This is a genomic window from Pseudomonas sp. NPDC077186 (genome assembly GCF_044543505.1).
Taxonomy (GTDB): Bacteria; Pseudomonadota; Gammaproteobacteria; order Pseudomonadales; family Pseudomonadaceae; genus Aquipseudomonas.
In genome coordinates, this window is the sequence record NZ_JBITWE010000005.1 from 361,305 (window position 1) to 379,114 (window position 17,810).

The following is a 17,810-nucleotide window of genomic DNA, read 5'->3' on the forward strand; positions in this document are numbered from 1 at the left end:
ACAATTCGACAAAGATCTTAGGATCTAACTTAATAGACACCCCAACGGCAGGCGTCAGTCAATAGTAGTAGAAGAGGCTGTCGTAATGGGAGAGGTGGGGACGGATTACAAATGGTTAAAAATATCAAGAAGCGCGCCCATCATCTATGGGGAACTGTTGTTCGTTTTTGGAATTGGAGGCAGAAGCCTGAAAGCTCTAAGCTCGGAATTTCTGAGTCTGTGTCACAGAGGTTTTCTATCGAAAGCCTTCCCGAGAACGATATAATCAAGCTTGCCCAAATCGACTTTCCAGCGACAGGGCTCTCATCCAGACAGCGCCGCGTATATAACAAGCGTTTCATAGGGTGCGTTTTTTCACACAGAACGATTGAGAGCTTCACGTTCAATGGTTGCTCTTTCGAAGGATGCACATTCAATGGTGCATCTATAATTGAGGTTGAATTCCATAAGTGCGCATTTTCAGAATGCTATTTTTACAAAACCAAATTCTCTTCCACATATCTTGATCCGCGCACTCTGTCTTTCAGTGATGACTGGCATTGGGATAGAGCTAACGTCAATACTTGGTTATTTCAAGCTCTATATAGAAACTCAAAGGATATGCATCAAGAAGAGTTCGCGATGCACGCAGATATTAGGTTTCAGTTCTACATGAGATATCAGTACCTGAGAGCGAAGAACCCAAGTCTTAGAAAATTTACTAGCAATCTCATATATGGCTTCCTACTTGGCTATGGGTACGGAATAAAGAATGCCCTGCTAGCGACCTTGGCAATAATTTTTACATTTGCTTACCTGATTGACGGCAGGATGGGTAAGGACGGGGCCAGCTTCTTGGAGGCGCTCTATTTCTCTGTCGTCTCATTTACGACCGTGGGTTATGGTGACCTAGCTCCTCTACATGAGCTCTTACCTCTCTTCATCACGGGGACATTTCTGTTGATTTCTGTAGGATGGTGCGCTGTAGTCACAGCGATCATTGTAAAAAGGATAGTAAAATAGTGTCCTATGTAGTGATTAAATGTGGATCTTCAGCGCGCGGAGACACAAACGAGAACAGCGATTTAGATCTTGTTTGTATCTGGTCTGGAAGCAGTCCGGACTACAAGTCGATCTCCAACAAGTATGGAGATATTATGTTCTACTCACAGGAAACAATTAGGAGAATGCGAGAGAAAGGGTCATTATTCTTAACGCACCTTGACGTGGACTCAAAGTACGTCTGCGGAGATGCTAACCTCCTACTTGAGTTTCGAGGATTCAGGCCACTTAACCACCAGACAGAAAATCTCTTTAACGAAACGAGACGGTTCATAGCGTCAGTGGACTGGTTTCCCAATAGCGATATTGGTCGCTTATGGCTCTGTGACTTACTTTATGTTTCCTTAAGGGGTTGCGTATACTGTAAGAACGCCATAAATGGAATTTTTGTATTCGGCTTTTTAGATGCTTTAAAGGCTTGTGAGTTGCCAGAGAGCGTAGTCAGCACTCTACTTAATCTCCGGGAGGGAAAGTATGCCTACAGAAAAAAAAGCTTCTCTAGCTTCCAGTCATTCAATTTGCGCAGCATTGAGCAGGCCTGCAAGTTCATCCTCGAACAAGAAACAAAATTTCGTATTGGCGGCATTACCAACTGGTCCAAGATGGTCCGTAATGACTATTGGGGGGAGAGGCTTATTGAGCGTGCAATCCTTAATGGCGAACACCGCGATGACGAATTTATGAGAAAAATCACGCACCATAACTACAATAAGTTCACTTTAAAATCCGACGTAACAAAGATTGTAGAGATGCACACTAGGTGAACGTTATGCTGCGATATCTATCCTAAGCAATACATTCGTGCTCGCACACGAAAATCCTCTCGGATATCAAGGTGAGTTCAGGCTGAATCATCGTACGATCTGCACTCTGGGATCGAAAGCTATCAGTTGTGAACTTCCGTTCCTGGCCGATTCTGTTGAAAAAGTCTCGCCGCGATATTGCCCACGAAAGAGCGTGGTCAACGTTGAAATCTGATTCGCTCAGAAGGCAGAGCTGTCTTAGTTTTTACGTAGCAACGCCAAAATTGCGCGTTTTTTTGAGCTGCTGAAAAGCATCACTCCCAGAGGCCGACTTTTTCAACAGAATCGGCCGAAAACGGCCCTCCATAAGTCCCAGCGGCCTGTCCATCACCTACCGCCGGGCACGCCGGCCGCGAATAAGGCTGTACGAAACGAGCACATAAGATACCTTTGCGCCACGAACCAACCAGGACGCTGTGAACCGAACGATGGGTTTTGAACAATTAGCCGAGCTACGTGACCGCCTGCGGGCTGAAAACGAGCAGATAAAGAGCGCCAGCGCGAAGCCGCAAAAGCGCAAGGCGCCGCAGAAAGCCAAGCCGCGCGAGCAGGATCCGACCGTCGAGGCGATCTGGAGGTTGCAGAAGCACTTCCCCTTGGCTTTCCCGGTCAATCCAGCACCCAAGGTGCCGCTGAAAGAGGGCATTCTCAAGGATGCCGAGCAGCATCTGCAGTTGCTCGGCATCACCGCTGAGCAGCTCAAGCTGGGCATTGCCGCCTGGTGTCGGGGCGGTCGCTACTGGGCTGCCATGACGGAAAATGCGCCGCGTCTGGATCTGCAAGGCCAGCCTGTTGGCGTGGTGACGGCGGCGCAGGCGCTGCATGCCAGGCAGCAGGCCAGGCGGCAACGTGCCGAAGCACGGCGCAATCAGGCCAAGGCGAAAGCGCCTGCGGACGAGCAGGCCGTCGAGAGCGTTGCGCAGCCAAGCGCGGAGTAAGCCCGCTGGCAGCCTGATGGCTTTTCGACTCACTTGCGTCTCGATGGCCGCACCGTGAGGGCCGCCGATCGGCCTACAATGGCGGCCTTCTCCGCGAGGCCGCCCGCATGCTCGAACTCGACTCCACCCTGGCGCAGCACATAGTCGACCGCGCCATGGCCATCCTGCCGCACAACATCAACGTGATGGATGCCCAGGGCATGATCATCGGCAGCGGCGATCCCAGTCGCCTGCACACCCGTCACGAAGGCGCGCAGCTGGTGCTGGCCAACCGCCGCGTGGTGGAGATCGACGCCCAGGCCGCCGCCTGCCTGCGTGGCGTCAAACCTGGGGTCAATCTGCCGCTGCTGCATGGCGAGCGGCTGATCGGCGTGCTCGGCATCACCGGCGACCCCGAGCTCGTGCGGCCCTACGCCGAGCTGGTGCGCATGGCCGCCGAGATGCTGGTCGAGCACCGCGTGCTGCAGGCCGAGCGCCACTGGCAGCGCCACCAACAGGAGGCCTGGCTGCGCCAGTTGCTCGATCCGCAGCAGAGCCTGGCCAGCCTCGAGGTCGAGGCCGAGCGCCTGGCGCTGCAGCTCGCCTGGCCGCGGCAGATGTGCCTGCTGCAACTGAGCGAGGAGGGCGACCCGCTGCCACGTCAGGCGCGCCTGCTCGCCGCCCTGGGCGGCAAGGGCGAGCACCTGGTGGCGCCGCTGGGCCGCCGCGAGCTGCTCTGGTGCCGGCCCCATAGCGCCAGCCGCGACGACCGCGCCTGGCTGGCCCAGGCCGACGAGCGCGAGTGGGGCGTGCAGTCGCTGGCGCTCAGCGACCCGCTGCAGGATCTGGCCGAACTGCGCCAGGCCAGCCTGGCGCTGCGCGACCTGCAGGCCTACGGTCAGGCGCGCTTTCCCGAGCGGCGCCTGCTGCGCCTGGACGAACTGCGCCTGCCGACCCTGCTCTACGCCCAGCGCCACAGCTGGCTGCTGCAGGGCTGGCTGGCGCCGCTGCGCCGGGTGCTGGCGCAGGACGCCCAGGGCACGCTGCGCGCCACCCTGGAGGCCTGGTGCGCCCACGACGGCCAGGTGCAGACCTGCGCCCAGGCCCTGGGCATTCACCGCAACACCCTGCGCTATCGCCTGGAACGCATCGGCGAGCTCAGCGGCCTGGACCTCAACCGCTTCGACCAGCGCCTGCAACTGTCGCTCGGCCTCGGGCTGCTGGAGCCGGGCGAGGGCTGACAGCGCCGTGCCGGCGCCGCTGCTAGGCTGCTGGGCGAGGTATCCAGGGAACCGCGCTTGTGCGCCTGCACAGCTCGGGGTGTTTCATGGTCGGGCTTTTGGTGCTCGCGCACAGGGTCTGGGCGGGGCGGGCTGAGCCACAATGGCGCGCCTGTCGGCATTCCCGTCCGGGCCTCGCGCCCGCCATAACAACAATGAGGAGACTGGTCATGGGCCTGGTCCTGATCCTGGTGGCACTGATCGCGTTTATCGTGCTGTCCACCACCCGTTTGAAACTGCATCCCTTTCTCGCCCTGCTGGCCGCCGCGCTGATCGCCGGTTTCGCCTATCAGGTGCCCGCCGGTGAGATTCTCAAGACCATCGCCGCCGGCTTCGGCGGCATTCTCGGCTACATCGGCATCGTCATCGTGCTCGGCACCGTCATCGGGGTGATCCTGGAGCGCAGCGGCGCGGCCATCACCATGGCCGAGACGGTGATCCGCCTGCTCGGTCAGCGCTTTCCCACCCTGACCCTGTCGATCATCGGCTACCTGGTGTCGATCCCGGTGTTCTGCGACTCCGGCTACGTCATCCTCAACTCGCTGAAGAACGCCCTGGCGGCGCGCATGAAGGTCTCCGTGGTGGCCATGAGCGTGGCCCTGGCCACCGGTCTGTACGCCACCCACACCTTCGTCCCGCCGACCCCGGGGCCGATCGCCGCGGCCGGCAACCTGGGTCTGGAGGCCTCGCTCGGTCTGGTGATCCTGGTCGGCCTGCTGGTCGCCGCGGTCACTGCGGTGGCCGGCATGCTCTGGGCCAACCGCTACCTCAAGCAGGACGACCATCAGCTGCTGGAAGAGGCGCCGAGCGAACTGCTCGCCGACGACGTCGACTTCGAGGCGCTCAAGGCCCGCTACGGCAAGCTGCCCAGCGCCTGGCAGGCGTTCTCGCCGATCTTCGTGCCGATCGCGCTGATTTGCCTCGGCTCGGTCGCCGCCTTCCCCAGCAAGCCGCTCGGCGAGGGCATGCTGTTCGATGTGTTGAGCTTCCTCGGCCAGCCGGTGGCGGCATTGCTGGTGGGCCTGGCGCTGGCCTGCACCCTGCTCAAGGGCGAGGGCAAGCGCCAGCAGTTTCACGATCAGGTGGCCGACGGCCTCAAGGCCGCCGCGCCTATTCTGCTGATCACCGGCGCCGGCGGTGCCTTCGGTGCCATGCTCAAGGCCACCGCGTTGACCGGCTACCTGGGCGACAGTCTGTCGGTGCTGGGCATCGGCCTGTTCATGCCGTTCCTGGTGGCGGCGGCGCTGAAGACCGCGCAGGGCTCGTCCACCGTGGCGCTGGTCACCACCTCGGCGATGGTCGCGCCGCTGCTGGCCAACCTCGGCCTGGACAGCGAGATGGGCCGGGTGCTGACCGTGATGGCCATCGGCGCCGGCGCCATGACCGTGTCCCACGCCAACGACAGCTTCTTCTGGGTGGTGACCCAGTTCAGCCGCATGAAGGTGGCCACCGCCTACCGCGCGCAGACCCTGGCCACCCTGATCCAGGGCCTGGCCGGCATGCTCACCGTCTGGCTGCTGAGCCTGGTTCTGCTGTAATCCGCTCTATCGGCGGACGGCCGGCGGCCGTCCGCCTCCGTCGAGGTAAGCCATCATGAAAATCGTCATCGCCCCGGACTCCTTCAAGGAGAGCCTCAGCGCACCCGAAGTGGCCGTCGCCATCGCCCGCGGCTGGCAACAGGTGTTCCCCGACGCCGAATGCCTGCTGCGGCCGATGGCCGACGGCGGCGAGGGCACGGTGGACGCGCTGCTCGCCGCGGTCGGCGGCGAGCGCCGCGAGTGCCGGGTACGCGGGCCCATGGACGCGCCGGTGGCGGCGCACTGGGGCTGGCTCGGGCAGGCCACCGCGGTGATCGAAATGGCCGCCGCCAGCGGCCTGCACTGGGTGCCGCGCGAGCAGCGCGACGCGCGCCTGGCCAGCAGCTTCGGCACCGGCGAGCTGGTTCTGCAGGCGCTGGACGCCGGCGCCACGCGAATCATCCTCGGCCTCGGCGGCAGCGCCACCAACGACGGCGGCGCCGGCCTGCTGCAGGCCCTCGGCGTGCGCTTTGTCGACGCCGCCGGCCGCGAGCTGGCGCCCGGCGGCGCGGCTCTGGCGGCGCTCGATCAGCTCGACCTGAGCGGTCTGGACGCGCGCCTGCTGAAGGCGCAGATCGAGGTCGCCGCCGACGTCGACCACCCGCTGTGCGGGCCGCGTGGCGCCTCGGCGGTGTTCGGCCCGCAGAAGGGCGCGACGCCTGAGCAGGTCGCCGAGCTGGATGCCGCGCTGGGGCGTTACGCGCGCATCGTCGCCGCCACCCTGGGCGAGGATCATGCGCAGTTCCCCGGCGTCGGCGCGGCCGGCGGCCTCGGCTTCGCCGCCCGCGCCTTGCTCAAGGCCAGCTTCCGTCCCGGCATCGAACTGGTCGCCGAGCTGTCCGGGCTGGCCGAGGCGGTGGCCGGCGCCGACCTGGTGATCACCGGCGAAGGGCGGATGGATGCGCAAACCCTGCACGGCAAGACGCCGGTGGGCGTGGCGCGGGTAGCGCGCGCCGCCGGGGTGCCGGTGATCGCCCTGGCCGGCAGCCTTGGCGAGGGTTACCAGGCGCTGTACCAGGCCGGCATCGAGGCGGCCTTCAGCCTCGCCCCGGGGCCGATCTCGCTGGAGCAGGCCATGCGCGGCGCCGCCGCGGAGCTCGAGGCGCGGGCGGTGGACATAGCCAGGCTGTGGCGTCTGAGGACTGTATGAAAAGTGCCTGCGCTCGGTGATGCTTCGTTTAGGAAACTCTGAAATAGCCGTCATTCCCGCGCAGGCGGGACAGCGGCCTCACCGCTGAACAGCGCTTGCGCTGGCCCGAAGGGGAATAATCCCGAACCGTCGTAGCACCTGGGCTCCCGCCTTCGCGGGAGTGACGGTAAATGGTTTTTTCAGAACTTCCTTAAAGATCGGTTCGGCAAGCCGCCTGCGGCTAACGCGCTTCAGCGCGACCCGGAGGGCGAACGGCGTGAGTCATGCTCATGTACAGCTCGTACACTCGCGAGCGAGCCCAGTCCGTTCCTCACCGATTTGACTCGCTGGCGCTCGCCCTTCGGGCCAGCCTTTGGCTGTTACTCCCGTTGGTCGTTGCGCCTTGCCTGACCTTCGCTCGGCGACTTTTCGTTCAGCCTTTAGCTGAACTGCGTCTGTCCGAATCGGCTATTGTTGAGTCACGGCCGTGACAGCTGCCTGGGCGCGGCGTCTAATGGATTGAGAAACTTCTGGAGGAACTGCTATGCGTAAACCCACTCTGCTCATGACCTCGCTGGCCGCGTTGCTGGCCCTCGGCGGTTGTCAGTCCAGCCTGACCGGCGACACCTACAGCCGCGACGAGGCCCGGACCGTGCAGACGGTGCGCATGGGCACCATCGAGTCGCTGCGGCCGGTGAAGATCGAAGGCACCAAGACGCCGATTGGCGCCGGTGCCGGTGCGGTGATCGGCGGTATCGGCGGCAGCACGGTCGGCGGTGGCCGCGGCAGTGCGGTGGCGGCGGTGATCGGTGCGGTGGCCGGCGGCCTGCTCGGCGCCGCGGCCGAGGAGGGCATCACCCGCACCCAGGGCGTGGAGATCACCGTGCGCGAAGACGACGGCACCCTGCGCGCCTACGTGCAGGAGGTCGAGCCGAACCAGATCTTCCGTGTCGGCGAGCGCGTGCGCATCATGACCGTCAACGGCACCAGCCGCGTCGCGCACTGAGGTGCGCGACCGAGCCGGGGCAGCCCCAGGTTGCTCCGGCTTTTTTGTGGTCGCTGCGGCCCGCGGCAACGAAGGCGGGCGATTGGCGCGCGGTGCATGCGTTTAGTAATAATTCAATGCATGACGATGCGTCGATAGGTATGGATAATCGGCGCTTATTCCTGTGCCGACAATGACTTGGCTCGTCCGGTCGGTCAGGAATCGAATACCGTCAGGGGAGTTGCGACTCCAATCCACGCCGCCGGGCCTTCGCGCCCGGCGGGCTTGCATAAGGGGTTTTTACCGATGGCGCTTGCGCTGATTGTCGCCTTGCCATTTCTGGGATTGTTTCTGCCGGTACTGGCCGACCGCCTCGGGCGTTCCGCTTGCGCCGTCGCCGCCGCCCTGGCGCCGCTGATTGCCCTGGTGCTGCTGTTCAGCCAGCAGCCGGCGGTGTTCGCCGGCGAGGTGCTGCGGGTCAAGCTGGAATGGCTGCCGCAACTGGGTCTGAACCTCAGCCTGCGCCTGGATGGCCTGGGCTTCCTGTTCGCCCTGCTGATCCTCGGTATCGGCCTGCTGGTGATCCTCTACGCTCGCTACTACCTGAGCAAGAGCGAGCCGATGGGGCGCTTCTTCGCCTTCCTGCTGCTGTTCATGGGCGCCATGCTCGGCGTGGTGCTGTCGGAAAACCTGCTGTTGATGCTGGTGTTCTGGGAGCTGACCAGCCTGTCGTCGTTCCTCCTGATCGGCTTCTGGGGTTCACGTTCCGAGGCGCGCAAGGGGGCGCGCATGGCCCTGGCGATCACCGGCGGCGGCGGTCTGGCACTGCTCGCCGGCATCCTGCTGATCGGCCATATCGCCGGCAGCTTCGAGCTGTCGCAGGTGCTCGCCGCCGGCTACGCGATCCGCGCCCACGAGCTCTACCCACTGGCGCTGGTGCTGGTGTTGCTCGGCGTGTTCACCAAGTCGGCGCAGTTCCCCTTCCATTTCTGGCTGCCGCACGCCATGGCGGCGCCGACCCCGGTGTCGGCCTACCTGCACTCGGCGACCATGGTCAAGGCCGGGGTGTTCCTCCTGGCGCGCCTGTATCCGGCGCTGGCCGGCTCCGAGTGGTGGTTCTACCTGGTCAGCCTGACCGGCCTGGCGACCCTGCTGGTGGGTGCCGGTATGGCGCTGTTCCAGCACGACCTCAAGGGCCTGTTGGCCTACTCGACCATCAGCCATCTGGGCCTGATCACCCTGCTGTTCGGGCTCGACTCGCACCTGGCGGCGGTCGCCGCGGTGTTCCACATCATCAACCACGCCACCTTCAAGGCCTCGCTGTTCATGGCCGCGGGGATCATCGACCACGAGACCGGCAGTCGCGACATGCGGCGCATCAACGGCCTGTGGAAGTACATGCCGCACACCGCGGTGCTGGCCATGGTGGCGGCCTCGGCGATGGCCGGGGTGCCGCTGCTCAACGGCTTCTTGAGCAAGGAAATGTTCTTCACCGAGACGTTGCACCAGCACCTGCTGGGCAGCTTCAGCTGGGTGATCCCGGCGGCGGCGACCCTGGCCGGGGTGTTCTCGGTGGCCTACTCGCTGCGTTTCATCCACGACGTGTTCTTCAACGGCGAGCCGATCAACCTGCCCAAGTACCCGCCGCACGAGCCGCCGCGCTACATGAAGGTGCCGGTGGAGATCCTGGTGTTCCTCTGCCTGCTGGTGGGCATGCTGCCGGCCTACACCGTGGCGCCGCTGCTGGCCACGGCGGCCTCGGCCACCCTCGGCGGCACGTTGCCGGAGTACAGCCTGGCGATCTGGCACGGGGTCAACCTGCCGTTGATCATGAGCGCGGTCGCCACGGTCGGCGGCATCCTCATCTACACCCTGCGCCAGCCGCTGTTCCGCTGGTACGCCGGGATGCCCAGCGTCGACGCCAAGCTGATGTTCGAGCGCGTGGTGGTCAGCCTGTTCGGCGCCGCCACGGCGCTGACCCAGTGGCTGGAGAACGGTTCGCTGCAGCGCTACCTGGCCTGCCTGCTCGGCGCCGGCGTGCTGGTGGTGGTGCTCGGCCTCGGCCCGCTGCCGCAGCTGAACGGTTCGGTGGCGCTGAGCCCGGTGGACGGCATCACTGCGCTCGGCCTGGGCATCCTCGCCCTGGCCGCGCTGGTCACGGTGATCTTCCACCGCCAGCGCCTGGTCTCGCTGCTGATGCTCAGCGTGGTCGGCCTGATGGTGGCGCTGGCCTTCGCCCGCTACTCGGCGCCGGACCTGGCGCTGACCCAGCTGTCGGTGGAGGTGGTGACCATCATCCTGCTGATGCTGGCGCTGTTCTTCCTGCCGGCGCAGACCCGCGTCGAGTCGAGCAGCCTGCGCGCGTTGCGCGACTTCAGCCTGGCCATCGGCAGCGGGGTGATGATCGCCATGCTCGCCTTCGCCGTGCTCACCCGGCCCTACGACAGCATCGCCAGCTACTTTCTGGAAAACAGCGTGCCCGGCGGCGGCGGTACCAACGTGGTCAACGTTATCCTGGTGGACTTCCGCGGCTTCGACACCCTCGGCGAGATCAGCGTGCTGGCCATCGCCGGCGTCGGCATCTACGCCATGCTCGACGGCCTGCGCCTGTTCCAGCCCAATGCCGACGCCCAGGGCCGCAGCTGGGCGCGCGACCGCCACCCGCTGATCCTCGCCACCCTGTCGCGGGTGCTGCTGCCGATGGCGCTGCTGATTTCGGTGTTCATCTTCCTGCGCGGCCACAACCTGCCCGGCGGCGGCTTCATCGCCGGTCTGGTCACCGCCGTGGCGCTGATCCTGCAGTACGTCGCCAGCGGCGTGCAGTGGACCCAGTCGCGCCTGCCGCTGAACTACCACCGCATGGCCGGCGCCGGGGTGCTGATCGCCGCCGCCACCGGCCTCGGCAGCTGGCTGTTCGGCCGGCCGTTCCTGACCTCGGCCTTCGGCCATTTCCACATTCCCCTGGTGGGGGAGATCGAACTGGCCACCGCTATGCTGTTCGACCTGGGCGTGTACCTGACCGTGGTCGGGGCGACCCTGCTCATCCTCGCCAACCTGGGCAAGCTGACCCAGGAAAAGCCCGGACAGGAGGTACTCTGAGATGGAAGCACTGTTTGCCGTAGCGCTCGGCATTCTCACCGCCAGCGGCGTCTACCTGCTGCTGCGCGCCCGCACCTTCCCGGTGGTGATGGGCCTGACCCTGATTTCCTACGCGGTCAACCTGTTCCTTTTCGCCATGGGCCGCCTGCAGGGCGGCGCCTCCACGGTGATCGGCCAGGGCAGCCACTACGCCGACCCGCTGCCGCAGGCGCTGGTGCTCACCGCCATCGTCATCGGCTTCGCCATGACCGCCTTCGTCGTGGTCCTGGCGCTGCGTAGCGTCGGCGAGCTGAGCACCGACCATGTCGATGGCCGGGAGACCCATCGATGAACCATGCGTTGATCCTGCCCGTTCTGCTGCCGCTGTTCGTCGGCAGCCTGCTGCTGTTTTCCGCGCGCCTGAGCATGCCGCTCAAGCGCCTGGCCTCGGTGAGCGCCACCGCCTTGCTGGTGCCGGTCAGCCTCTACCTGCTGCTGCAGGCCGACCAGGGCGCCATCCAGTTCTACGCCCTGGGCAACTGGCAGCCGCCGTTCGGCATCATCCTCGTGCTCGACCGCCTCAGCGCGCTGATGCTGCTGGTCACCGCGGTGCTGGCGCTGTTCGCCGTGCTCTACGCCATGCGCGGCGACGACGAGCGCGGGCGCAACTTCCACGCGCTGTTCCAGTTCCAGCTGCTGGGCATCAACGGCGCCTTCCTCACCGGCGACCTGTTCAACCTGTTCGTGTTCTTCGAGATCCTGCTGATCGCCTCCTACTCGCTGCTGCTGCACGGCGGCGGCAAGGATCGGGTACGCGCCGGCCTGCACTACGTGGTGCTCAACCTGGTCGGCTCGGCCTTCTTCCTGATCGCCGTCGGCGTGCTCTACGGCATCACCGGCACCCTCAACATGGTCGACATGGCCGAGCGGGTGGCGGCGGCCGACCACGACCAGGCGGCGCTGATCGGCGCCGCCGGCATGCTGCTGCTGGTGGTGTTCGGCCTCAAGGCGGCCTTCCTGCCGCTGTACTTCTGGCTGCCCAAGGCCTACGCCGCGGCCACGGCGCCGGTGGCGGCGCTGTTCGCGATCATGACCAAGGTCGGCCTGTATTCGATCCTGCGGGTATACACCCTGATCTTCGGGGACAACGCCGGCGAACTGGCCGACATGGCGCTGCAGTGGCTGTGGCCGCTGGCTCTGCTGACCCTGGGCCTGGGGGTGATCGGCGCCTTCGCCGCCACCAGCCTGCAGGGGCTGCTGGCCTACCTGGTGGTGGTGTCGGTGGGCACCCTGCTGGCCGGTATCGCCCTGGGCACCGCGGAGGCGCTGCAGGCCGCGCTGTTCTACCTGATTCACAGCACCTGGATGGCCGGCGCGCTGTTTTTGATCGCCGACCTGATCGCCCGCCAGCGCGGCGTCAAGGGCGGCCAGCTGGTGCAGGGCGCGGCACTGCAGAACCCGCACCTGCTCGGCGCGCTGTTCTTCGTCGGTGCCATCGCCGTGACCGGCCTGCCGCCGCTGTCCGGTTTCCTCGGCAAGCTGCTGCTGCTGCAGGCGGTCGGCCCGAGCTGGCAGGGGTTGTTCCTCTGGCCGCTGGTGCTGATCGGCGGCCTGGTCACCCTGGTCAGCCTCAGCCGCGCCGGCAGCACGCTGTTCTGGCGCGTCGGCCTGAGCCAGCTGGACAGCGCCGAACTGGACAAGGGCCGTCTGCTGGCCGCCACCGGCCTGCTGCTGACCGGGCCGCTGCTGGTGGCGCTGGCGCAGCCGGTGCTGACCTACCTCGCCGCCACCGTGGCGCAACTGCACGACCTGGAGAGCTACCGCATGATCCTGCAGAGCGGAGGTGCGTCATGAAGGCGCGCCGCTGGTTGCCCCATCCCCTGCTGAGCCTGTGCCTGCTGTTCGTCTGGTTGCTGCTGGTCAACGATTTCGGTCTCGGCCACTGGCTGCTCGGCGCCTTCCTCGGCTGGCTGATCCCGCTGGTCAGCCAGGTGTTCTGGATCAACCCGCCGCGGGTGCGCAAGCCGCTCAAGCTGAGCCTGTTCCTGCTGCGCGTGCTGCTCGACATCGTGGTCGCCAACCTGCAGGTGGCCAAGCTGATCCTCGGCCCGATCGGCCGTCTGCGCCCGGCCTTCGTCGAGGTGCCGCTGCAGCTGAGCGACGAACTGGCGCTGACCATGCTCGCCAGCATCGTCTCGCTGACCCCCGGCACGGTGTCGGCCGACCTCAGCGACGACAAGCGCATGCTGCTGGTGCACAGCCTCGATGTCGACGACGAACAAGAACTGGTGCGCAGCATCCAGACCCGTTACGAAGCGCCGCTGCTGGAGGTGTTCGCATGCTCGCCTACGTGATCCCGATCTGCCTGAGCATCATGGGCCTGGCCCTGGTGCTGACCCTGGCGCGCCTGATCAAGGGCCCGGACATGCCGGACCGCATCCTCGCCCTGGACACCCTGTACATCAACGCCATCGCCCTGATCGTGCTGTTCGGCATCTGGCTCGGCTCCGACCTCTACTTCGAGGCGGCGCTGCTGATCGCGGTGATGGGCTTTATCGGCACCGTGGCAGTGGCCAAGTATCTGCTGCGCGGCGATATCATCGAATAAGGAGAGGCACCGTGAACGATCTGATCGAAGGCCTGGTCGCCCTGTTCCTGCTGCTCGGCAGCCTGTTCGCCCTGGTCGGCGCCATCGGCCTGTACCGCCTGCCGGATTTCTTCATGCGCCTGCACGGGCCGACCAAGGCCACCACCCTGGGCGTCGGCGGCATGGTCATCGCCTCGCTGATTTACTTCGGCAGCCAAGGCAACGGCCTCAGCCTGCACGAGCTGCTGATCACCCTGTTCCTCTTCATCACCGCCCCGGTCAGCGCGCATATGCTGGCCAAGGCGGCGCTGCAGCAGAAGTTGCCGCTCAGCGAGCAGACCCGCGGGCGGCCCTGGGAGCAGTAGGTGAGCGAGATTCATAGCCGAGCGGCGCGCGCCGAGGACATCGAGGCGCTCTGCGCGCTGCTCCTCGCGCACGGGCCCAATCCTTGGAACCATTTGCCCGAGGCCGAGGTGCGCAGTCACCTCGCGGCCATCGCGGACGGCGCCACTCGTGCCGTGCTGGCCGAGGAGCAGGAGCGCCTGTGCGGTTTCGTCAGCTACCGGCTGACACGCGATTTCGCCCGCCATCAGCCCGCGGGGCGCACCGAGCAGCTCCATGGCTACGTCTGCGAGGCGGTGGTGCATCGTGACTGCGTCGGTCGCGGACTCGGTGGCCGCCTGCTGGAAGAGGCGGTAGCCGAACTGTGGCGCCTGGGCGTCGGCGATATCTATATCGACCGCCATGAGGAAAATGCGGCCTCGGCGGGGATGATGCGCAAGGCCGGCTTCGCCGAGCTGCTGACCTACGCCGATCCCGCGCGGCGGCCCAACGGTTCGGGGCGCTCGACGCTGTGCTGCCTGCGCCGCGAGGATCGAGCGGCGAAGCCTGTCACCGAGCGGAGAGGGGTGCGATGAAGATTGTCCTGCGTGCGGAAACCCCGGCCGATGGCGCCGCCATCGATGCTTTGACTCGTGCGGCCTTTCTCCAGGCGCCGCACAGCAGTCACACCGAGCACCTGATCGTCGCGGCGCTGCGCCGGGCTGGCGCGCTGAGTGTGTCGCTGGTGGCCGAGGCCGAGGGCGAGCTGGTCGGCCATGTCGCCCTGTCGCCGGTGTGCATCGGCGATGGCACTCAGGGCTGGTACGGGCTGGGGCCGATATCGGTAGCGCCGGCGCTGCAGCGCCGCGGTATCGGCGCGCAGTTGATGCAGGGCGCGCTGGCGGCGTTGCGCGAGATGGCAGCCGGCGGCTGCGTATTGCTGGGCGATCCCGACTACTACCAGCGTTTCGGCTTCAGGCCGCAGGCCGAGCTGGTATTGCCCGGCGTGCCGCCGGAGTACTTCCAGGCGCTGCCGTTGAACGGGCCGCTGCCGCATGGCGAGGTGCGTTACCACGCGGCGTTCGAGGTCGGCGGCTGAGGCTCAGCCGGCCAGCCCGAGCATATCCTTGGCCACGGCTTCGGCCACGCGGATGCCGTCGACCCCGGCGGAAAGAATGCCGCCGGCGTAGCCCGCGCCTTCGCCGGCCGGGTACAGCCCCCTGAGATTCAGGCTCTGCAGGTTGTCGCCGCGGGTGATGCGCACCGGCGAGGAGGTGCGCGTCTCGATGCCGGTGAGCACCGCATCGGCCAGGTCGAAACCCTTGATCTGTTTGCCGAAGGCCGGCAGCGCCTCGCGGATGGCCTCGATGGCGAAGTCCGGCAGCGACGGCGCCAGGTCGCCCAGCTTGACCCCCGGCTTGTACGACGGTGTGACCTCGCCCAGGGCGGTCGACGGCTTGCCTTTGATGAAGTCGCCGACCAGTTGCCCCGGCGCCTCGTAGTTACGCCCGCCGAGCACGTAGGCGTGGGATTCCAGGCGTTCCTGCAGCTCGACGCCGGCCAGCGGGCCGCCCGGATAGTCCTGCTCGGGGGTGATGCCGACGACTATGCCGGCGTTGGCGTTGCGCTCGTTGCGCGAATACTGGCTCATGCCGTTGGTGACCACCCGCTCCGGCTCGGAGGTGGCGGCGACCACGGTGCCGCCCGGGCACATGCAGAAGCTGTATACCGAGCGGCCGTTGCTGGCGTGGTGCACCAGCTTATAGTCGGCGGCGCCCAGTTTTGGGTGGCCGGCGTACTTGCCCAGGCGCGCGCGGTCGATCAAGGACTGCGGGTGCTCGATGCGGAAACCCACCGAGAAGGGCTTGGCCTCCAGGTACACGCCACGGGCATGCAGCATGCGGAACGTGTCGCGCGAGCTGTGGCCGAGGGCGAGGATCACGTGGCGGCTGAGGATCTGCTCGCCGTTTTCCAGCACCACGCCGGTGAGCTGGCCGTCTTCCATCAGCAGGTCGCTGACGCGCTGCTGGAAGCGCACTTCGCCACCGAGGGCCTTGATCTCCTCGCGCATGGTGGCGACCACGCCGGTCAGGCGGAAGGTGCCGATATGCGGCTTGCTGACGTAGAGGATCTCGTCCGGCGCGCCGGCCTTGACGAATTCCTGCAGCACCTTGCGTCCGTAGTGGTTGGGGTCCTTGATCTGGCTGTACAGCTTGCCGTCGGAGAAGGTGCCGGCGCCGCCCTCACCGAACTGCACGTTGGAGGTCGGGTCGAGCACGTTCTTGCGCCACAGGCCCCAGGTGTCCTTGGTGCGCTGGCGCACTTCCTTGCCGCGCTCCAGCACGATGGGGCGCAGACCGGCCTGGGCCAGGATCAGCGCGGCGAAGATGCCGCAGGGACCGAAACCGACCACGATCGGGCGCTCGTCCAGCGGCGCCTTGGCCTGGCCGACCGGCTTGTAGGCGATGTCCGGCGCCGGGCCGACCTGCTTGTCGTGCGCCAGGCGGGCGAGCAGGGCGGCTTCGTCCTTCACCTCGCAGTCGAGGGTGTAGATAAACGGCATCTCGCCGAACTTCTTGCGCGCATCGTAGCTGCGCTTGAACACGTCGAAGGCCAGCAGTTCGGCGTCGTCGATGCCCAGGCGCTGGACGATGGCCGGGCGCAAGGCGTCTTCGGCGTGGTCGAGGGGCAGTTTCAGTTCGGTCAGGCGAATCATGGCGAGTATCCCGCAGGGCCGGTGGCGATCCGGCAGAGTGAAAAAGGCCGGCGATTGTACAGGATCAAAGCCTTGAGGTCGTCGCTCAGGCAAGCGTAGCGAAGCAGGGTGAACTTCCCAGGCTTCGCCGCTGAAGCGCCTCCCACGGCGCGCCCGGTTGGCAGACAGATCGTGGGAGGGGCTTTAGCCGCGACGGGAGGGGGCAGTTGGGTTGCCCTGCAAGCGTGGCCGGATGCAATCGACGGGTTGCGCGGGGGCGATGGCCTCAACCGGCCTGCGCCAGCGGCCAGGCCAGCAGCACGTCGAGCATGCGGTTGGCGAAGGCCCATTCGTTGTCGTACCAGGCCAGCACCTTGACCAGTTCGTCCTGCACCCGGGTGTGGTTGAGGTCGACCACGCAGGACGCCGGGTAGCCGTTGAAGTCGCTGGACACCAGCGGCAGGTCATTGCACTCCATCACCCCGGCCGGCAGCGTCGCCGCCCCGGCCTGCAGCGCGGCGTTGATCGCCTCGCGGCTGGCCGGGCGTTCGGCGCTGAAGGTCAGGTCGAGCAGCGACACGTTGGGCGTCGGCACCCGCACCGACAGGCCATCGAGGCGCCCGGCCAATTCCGGCAGCACCAGGCCGATGGTCTTGGCCGCGCCGGTGCTGGTGGGAATCATCGACAGCGCCGCGGCGCGGGCGCGGTAGAGGTCCTTGTGCGCCTTGTCCAGCAGGTTCTGGTCGTTGGTGTAGGCGTGCACCGTGTTGATCAGGCCCTGGCGGATGCCCACCGCCTGGTGCAGCACCTTGGCCAGCGGCGCCAGGCAGTTGGTGGTGCAGGAGGCGTTGGAGACGATCTGCTGTGTGCCCAGCAGCTGATGGTTGACGCCGTAGACCACGGTCAGGTCGGCGCTTTCCAGCGGGTGCGAGAGCAGCACGCGCTGGGCCCCGGCGGTCAGGTGCTGTTCGACCTGGGCGCGTTTCTTGAACTTGCCCGAGCACTCCAGCACCAGATCGACGCCGAGGCGATTCCACGGCAGGTTGAAGGCCTCGCGCTCGCTGAGCAGGTGGATCGACTGGCCGGCCAGGTGCAACTGGTCGCCCTGCAGTTCGACCGCGCCGGGGAAGCGGCCAAAGGTCGAATCGAAGCGGGTCAGGTGGGCGAGGGTGGCGTGGTCGCCGAGGTCGTTGATCGCGATCAGGCGGATGCGTTGCTGCAGATCGCGCTGCACCAGGGCGCGCAGCAGGGCGCGGCCGATGCGCCCGTATCCGTTCAGGGCTACTCGTAGCATGGCGGTCTCCTTCCGGCGTTGCTCTGTGCAGCTTAGGAGCCAGTTGGCGAGCCTGCCGCGCAGGACTGTGGCAAAAAATCACCGGGAGTGATTTTTGACGTCG

17 protein-coding genes are annotated in these 17,810 nt (G+C 65.5%); 15 read left to right on the forward strand and 2 right to left on the reverse strand.

Translation table 11 applies throughout. The features are described from left to right. Positions 1-111: 111 nt before the first annotated feature. From ACIGKL_RS19930 to ACIGKL_RS20000, 15 genes are all read left to right on the forward strand, one after another. Positions 112-1,002, forward strand: coding sequence for an ion channel (locus tag ACIGKL_RS19930; RefSeq protein WP_397488183.1), 891 nt, complete (start codon positions 112-114; stop codon positions 1,000-1,002). Next, positions 1,002-1,805, forward strand: a complete 804-nt coding sequence (locus ACIGKL_RS19935) for a nucleotidyltransferase domain-containing protein (RefSeq protein ID WP_397488184.1) — start codon at positions 1,002-1,004, stop codon at positions 1,803-1,805. Before ACIGKL_RS19930 ends, ACIGKL_RS19935 begins: the two co-directional genes overlap by 1 nt. Before the next feature lie 467 nt (positions 1,806-2,272). Continuing rightward, positions 2,273-2,782 (forward strand): ProQ/FinO family protein, encoded by a 510-nt coding sequence (locus tag ACIGKL_RS19940; protein WP_397488185.1) that lies wholly within the window; start codon positions 2,273-2,275, stop codon positions 2,780-2,782. A 107-nt stretch (positions 2,783-2,889) separates the two neighbouring features. Beyond that, entirely contained in the window at positions 2,890-4,002 is a 1,113-nt protein-coding gene (locus ACIGKL_RS19945; RefSeq protein WP_397488186.1) for a CdaR family transcriptional regulator, read from the forward strand. Positions 4,003-4,211: 209 nt separating this feature from the next. After that, positions 4,212-5,579 carry a GntP family permease gene (locus ACIGKL_RS19950; protein ID WP_397488187.1) on the forward strand — a complete coding sequence of 456 codons (1,368 nt, stop codon included), beginning with the start codon at positions 4,212-4,214 and terminating at the stop codon, positions 5,577-5,579. A gap of 55 nt (positions 5,580-5,634) precedes the next feature. Continuing rightward, positions 5,635-6,768, forward strand: a complete 1,134-nt coding sequence (locus ACIGKL_RS19955) for a glycerate kinase (protein ID WP_397488188.1) — start codon at positions 5,635-5,637, stop codon at positions 6,766-6,768. A gap of 523 nt (positions 6,769-7,291) precedes the next feature. Further along, positions 7,292-7,753, forward strand: a complete 462-nt coding sequence (locus tag ACIGKL_RS19960; protein WP_397488189.1) for a hypothetical protein — start codon at positions 7,292-7,294, stop codon at positions 7,751-7,753. Between the two features lie 285 nt (positions 7,754-8,038). Beyond that, a complete protein-coding gene (locus ACIGKL_RS19965) occupies positions 8,039-10,831 on the forward strand; it encodes a monovalent cation/H+ antiporter subunit A (protein ID WP_397488190.1) in 2,793 nt (930 codons plus the stop codon). Between the two features lies 1 nt (position 10,832). Then, positions 10,833-11,162 carry a Na+/H+ antiporter subunit C gene (locus ACIGKL_RS19970; RefSeq protein WP_397488191.1) on the forward strand — a complete coding sequence of 110 codons (330 nt, stop codon included), beginning with the start codon at positions 10,833-10,835 and terminating at the stop codon, positions 11,160-11,162. After that, positions 11,159-12,664 (forward strand): monovalent cation/H+ antiporter subunit D, encoded by a 1,506-nt coding sequence (locus tag ACIGKL_RS19975; protein WP_397488192.1) that lies wholly within the window; start codon positions 11,159-11,161, stop codon positions 12,662-12,664. The genes ACIGKL_RS19970 and ACIGKL_RS19975 overlap by 4 nt, the downstream gene beginning before the upstream one ends. Then, complete coding sequence (locus tag ACIGKL_RS19980; RefSeq protein ID WP_397488193.1) at positions 12,661-13,164, forward strand: Na+/H+ antiporter subunit E; 504 nt, start codon at positions 12,661-12,663, stop codon at positions 13,162-13,164. Before ACIGKL_RS19975 ends, ACIGKL_RS19980 begins: the two co-directional genes overlap by 4 nt. Continuing rightward, entirely contained in the window at positions 13,149-13,418 is a 270-nt protein-coding gene (locus ACIGKL_RS19985; protein ID WP_397488194.1) for a K+/H+ antiporter subunit F, read from the forward strand. The genes ACIGKL_RS19980 and ACIGKL_RS19985 overlap by 16 nt, the downstream gene beginning before the upstream one ends. After that, on the forward strand, positions 13,415-13,762 hold the full coding sequence (locus tag ACIGKL_RS19990; protein ID WP_397488314.1) for a Na+/H+ antiporter subunit G: 348 nt from the start codon (positions 13,415-13,417) through the stop codon (positions 13,760-13,762). The genes ACIGKL_RS19985 and ACIGKL_RS19990 overlap by 4 nt, the downstream gene beginning before the upstream one ends. Then, a complete protein-coding gene (locus ACIGKL_RS19995) occupies positions 13,763-14,314 on the forward strand; it encodes a GNAT family N-acetyltransferase (RefSeq protein ID WP_397488195.1) in 552 nt (183 codons plus the stop codon). It begins immediately after the preceding gene. Beyond that, positions 14,311-14,817 (forward strand): GNAT family N-acetyltransferase, encoded by a 507-nt coding sequence (locus ACIGKL_RS20000; RefSeq protein ID WP_397488196.1) that lies wholly within the window; start codon positions 14,311-14,313, stop codon positions 14,815-14,817. Before ACIGKL_RS19995 ends, ACIGKL_RS20000 begins: the two co-directional genes overlap by 4 nt. Before the next feature lie 3 nt (positions 14,818-14,820). Here ACIGKL_RS20000 and ACIGKL_RS20005 read toward each other — a convergent pair whose 3' ends face one another. Both ACIGKL_RS20005 and gap read right to left on the reverse strand, forming a co-directional pair. Next, positions 14,821-16,434 (reverse strand): NAD(P)/FAD-dependent oxidoreductase, encoded by a 1,614-nt coding sequence (locus ACIGKL_RS20005; protein WP_397488197.1) that lies wholly within the window; start codon positions 16,432-16,434, stop codon positions 14,821-14,823. Positions 16,435-16,699: 265 nt separating this feature from the next. After that, complete coding sequence (gene gap, locus ACIGKL_RS20010) at positions 16,700-17,707, reverse strand: type I glyceraldehyde-3-phosphate dehydrogenase (protein ID WP_397488198.1); 1,008 nt, start codon at positions 17,705-17,707, stop codon at positions 16,700-16,702. Positions 17,708-17,810 lie beyond the last annotated feature (103 nt).